Annotated in this window: 4 protein-coding genes; all 4 read left to right on the forward strand. The window is 69.9% G+C overall.

The features are described from left to right. The first annotated feature begins 234 nt into the window (after positions 1–234). The 4 genes from HYE82_RS34625 to HYE82_RS34640 all read left to right on the forward strand — a co-directional run bounded on the left by HYE82_RS34625 (position 235) and on the right by HYE82_RS34640 (position 4,061). Positions 235–462, forward strand: a complete 228-nt coding sequence (locus HYE82_RS34625) for a hypothetical protein (RefSeq protein WP_179178190.1) — start codon at positions 235–237, stop codon at positions 460–462. A 101-nt stretch (positions 463–563) separates the two neighbouring features. Beyond that, complete coding sequence (locus tag HYE82_RS34630; protein WP_179178191.1) at positions 564–1,385, forward strand: hypothetical protein; 822 nt, start codon at positions 564–566, stop codon at positions 1,383–1,385. Between the two features lies 1 nt (position 1,386). Beyond that, entirely contained in the window at positions 1,387–3,288 is a 1,902-nt protein-coding gene (locus tag HYE82_RS34635; RefSeq protein ID WP_179178192.1) for a fumarate reductase/succinate dehydrogenase flavoprotein subunit, read from the forward strand. Then, positions 3,285–4,061: a succinate dehydrogenase/fumarate reductase iron-sulfur subunit gene (locus HYE82_RS34640; protein ID WP_179178193.1), complete on the forward strand. Its 777-nt coding sequence runs from the start codon at positions 3,285–3,287 to the stop codon at positions 4,059–4,061. The genes HYE82_RS34635 and HYE82_RS34640 overlap by 4 nt, the downstream gene beginning before the upstream one ends. Positions 4,062–4,073: the final 12 nt, after the last annotated feature.

Genomic DNA, 4,073 nt, shown 5'->3' on the forward strand with positions numbered 1-4,073 from the left:
CCGCAGCCGCCCCCCGCCACGCCGGGAAGCCCACCCGTACGGACCAATCCCGGTTGCGGCCGGGACGCGCGTTCGCTCGCGAGAGGGATGAGAATGGACGCAGGGAGGGGCGCACAGATCGCGCCTGCGCGCCCGGATTCGCTGCACGTCCCTTCACAACCGGGGACGGGAGGCGCGACACTCGCAGGCGCACATGAGCGTTGCCACCGCAACCTGCGGAAGTGAGGGCAAGTCATGTCCCTGCAGGACGATTTGAACGCCGTACGGCGCAACCTGGACGAGCTCACCCGCAAGGTCGAGCAGTTGGAGAAGCAGGCCTCGCGGCAGAAAGCGGAGGGCGGCCGGCCGGCGGCCCCGGACTCGTCCCGGATGGTGACCATCCCGGACGCCCCGTACGACAGCGCACTGTGGACGGACAGCGACGACGAGGGACTCGGCGCCCGCGATCGCCGGGCACCCTGATCCCAGCAGTCGAACCCCGTCACCCACCCCATCGGACCCAGCCCCGCACCCGCGCGGCGGCTGGGTCTCCTGGGCCACCCCTGACCCTCCCGGAGTCACCTTTGGCCACAGGCACCGAACCACCCCGGCACCTCACCGGCGTCCACGAAGCCTCCCGGGCCGCGATCCCGGCCCGCCACCTGCGCACCGACCGGTGGTGGCTGGCCCCCGCCGGCACCGCGGCCGGGCTGCTCGCCTTCGTCGTCTACTCCACCTGGCGGGCCTTCGCGAACGCCGACTACTACGCGGCCCCGTACGTCTCCCCGTTCTACTCGCCCTGCCTGGCGGAGAACTGCGAGGAGATGCGCGCCGGCCCCAACCTCGACCTCGTCGGCAGCTGGTGGGGCCTCTCCCCCGCCCTGCTGATCCTCGTCTTCCCGCTCGGCTTCCGCCTGACCTGCTACTACTACCGCAAGGCGTACTACCGCAGCTTCTGGGCCTCGCCGCCCGCCTGCGCCGTCGCCGAGCCGCACACCGCGTACACCGGCGAGAGCCGCCTCCCGCTGATCCTGCAGAACGCGCACCGGTACTTCTTCTACACGGCCCTGCCGGTCGCGGCCATCCTCACGTACGACACCGTGCTGACCTTCCGCAACGACCGGTACGAGTGGGGCCACATGGGCCTCGGAACCCTCCTTTTCGTCCTCAACATCGTGCTGATCTGGGGCTACACCCTGTCGTGCCACTCCTGCCGGCACATCATGGGCGGCCGCCTCAAGCACTTCTCCCGGCACCCCGTCCGCTACCGGCTGTGGGGCTGGATCAGCCGCCTCAACGGCCGCCACATGCAGCTGGCCTGGGCTTCCCTGATCAGCGTCGCCGCGTGCGACCTGTACGTGTACCTGCTCGCCACCGGCGCGTTCACCGACCCGAGGATCTTCTGACATGGCTGAAGTCGACCGGCAGCAGTGGGACGTGGTCGTGGTCGGTGCGGGCGGCGCCGGGCTGCGGGCCGCCATCGAGGCCCGCGAGCGCGGCGCCCGTACGGCCGTGATCTGCAAGTCCCTCTTCGGCAAGGCCCACACGGTCATGGCGGAGGGCGGCATCGCCGCCTCCATGGGCAACGTCAACGAGCACGACAACTGGCAGGTCCACTTCCGCGACACCATGCGCGGCGGCAAGTTCCTCAACCAGTGGCGCATGGCGGAACTGCACGCCCGGGAGGCGCCCGACCGCGTCTGGGAGCTGGAGACCTGGGGCGCCCTCTTCGACCGCACCCCCGACGGGAGGATCTCCCAGCGCAACTTCGGCGGCCACGAGTACCCCCGCCTCGCCCACGTGGGCGACCGCACGGGCCTCGAATTGATCCGCACCCTCCAACAAAAGATCGTCGCCCTCCAACAACAGGACTTCAAGGAGACCGGCGACCACGAGTCCCGCCTGAAGGTCTTCCAGGAGTGCACGGCCACCCGCGTCCTCAAGGACGGCGACCGCGTCTGCGGCACCTTCTGCTACGAACGCGAGTCCGGCCGCTTCTTCGTCCTGGAGGCCCCCGCCGTGGTCCTCGCCACCGGCGGCATCGGCAAGTCCTTCAAGACCACCTCCAACTCCTGGGAGTACACCGGCGACGGCCACGCCCTGGCGCTCCTCGCCGGCGCACCCCTGCTGAACATGGAGTTCGTGCAGTTCCACCCCACCGGGATGGTCTGGCCGCCCTCCGTCAAGGGCATCCTCGTCACCGAGTCCGTCCGCGGTGACGGCGGCGTACTGCGCAACAGCGACGGCAAGCGGTTCATGTTCGACTACGTCCCCGACGTCTTCAAGGAGAAGTACGCCGAGACGCAAGAAGAGGGCGACCGCTGGTACGAGGACCCGGACAACAACCGCCGACCGCCCGAGCTGCTCCCCCGCGACGAGGTGGCCCGCGCCATCAACGCCGAGGTCAAGGCGGGCCGCGGTTCGCCGCACGGCGGCGTCTTCCTCGACGTCTCCACCCGGATGCCGGCCGAGACGATCAAGCGCCGCCTGCCCTCGATGTACCACCAGTTCAAGGAACTGGCCGACGTGGACATCACCGCCGAGCCGATGGAGGTCGGCCCCACCTGCCACTACGTGATGGGCGGCATCGCGGTCGACTCCGACACCGCCGCCGCACAGGGCGTCCCCGGCCTCTTCGCGGCGGGCGAGGTCGCGGGCGGCATGCACGGCTCGAACCGCCTCGGCGGAAACTCGCTCTCCGACCTCCTGGTGTTCGGACGCCGCGCCGGCTTCCACGCAGCCGCATACGCAGCAGCCCCCGCCAGCCGTCCCGAGGTGACGCAACACCAGATCGACGCCGCGGCCGCCGAGGCCCTGGCCCCCTTCCACGCCGCCGACGGCGCGGAGAACCCGTACACCCTCCACCAAGAGCTCCAGACGACCATGAACGACCTCGTCGGCATCATCCGCCGCGAGGCCGAAATGGCCGAGGCCCTCCGCAAGCTGGCCTCCCTCCGCCGACGGGCGGCCCGCGCCGGCGTCGAGGGGCACCGCCAGTTCAACCCGGGCTGGCACCTCGCCCTGGACCTGCGGAACATGCTGCTGGTCAGCGAATGCGTGGCCCGCGCCGCCCTGGAGCGCACCGAAAGCCGAGGCGGCCACACCCGCGAGGACTGCCCCTCCATGGACCGGTCCTGGCGCCCGGTGAACCTCCTGTGCCGCCCGGTGGAACCCGCTCCCGCAGACCCGGCCGCCGACCGGATCTTCCTCCAGCGGGTCCGCACCGAGCCCATCCGCCCCGACCTGCTGGCGCTCTTCGAAAAGGAAGAGCTGGTCAAGTACCTCGCCGAAGAGGAGCTCTACGAGTGAGCACATACGACGCCCGGTTCCGGATCTGGCGGGGCGACTCCGACGGCGGGGACCTGCGCGACTTCACCGTCGAGGTGCACGACGGCGAGGTCGTCCTGGACATCGTCCACCGCCTCCAGGCGACCCAGGCCCCGGACCTCGCGGTCCGCTGGAACTGCAAGGCCGGCAAATGCGGTTCCTGCAGCGCGGAGATCAACGGCCGCCCCCGCCTCCTGTGCATGACCCGCATGTCGGTCTTCACCCCGTCCGAAACGATCACCATCACCCCCCTGCGCGCCTTCCCGGTGATCCGCGACCTGGTCACGGACGTGTCCTTCAACTACACGAAAGCCCGCGAGGTCCCGGCTTTCGTACCGCCGAAGGACGTGCCGGCAGGCGCGTACCGCATGCACCAAGTGGACGTGGACCGCTCACAGGAGTTCCGCAAGTGCATCGAGTGCTTCCTCTGCCAGGACACCTGCCACGTAGTGCGTGACCACGAGGAGAACAAACCGGCCTTCGCCGGCCCGCGCTTCCTCATGCGCGTGGCGGAACTGGACATGCACCCCCTCGACGCCGCCCAGCAGGCAGGCCTGGACCGCAAACGCACCGCCCAGGAGGAACACGGCCTCGGCTACTGCAACATCACCAAGTGCTGCACGGAGGTCTGCCCGGAGGGCATCCGCATCACCGACAACGCCCTGATCCCGCTGAAGGAACGCGTGGTGGACCGCAAGTACGACCCACTGGTCTGGCTGGGCTCGAAAATCCCCCGCCGCGGCAAAACCACCTGACCCCACCCGGCT

Origin of the sequence: Streptomyces sp. BR123 (assembly GCF_013401435.1) — a bacterium.
Taxonomy (GTDB): Bacteria; Actinomycetota; Actinomycetes; order Streptomycetales; family Streptomycetaceae; genus Streptomyces.

What these genes read in the sequence shown, in the direction of transcription:
- HYE82_RS34625 (WP_179178190.1), top strand. Translation starts at nt 235, where the DNA reads ATGTCCCTGCAGGACGATTTGAACGCCGTACGGCGCAACCTGGACGAG.
- HYE82_RS34635 (WP_179178192.1), top strand. Translation starts at nt 1,387, where the DNA reads ATGGCTGAAGTCGACCGGCAGCAGTGGGACGTGGTCGTGGTCGGTGCG.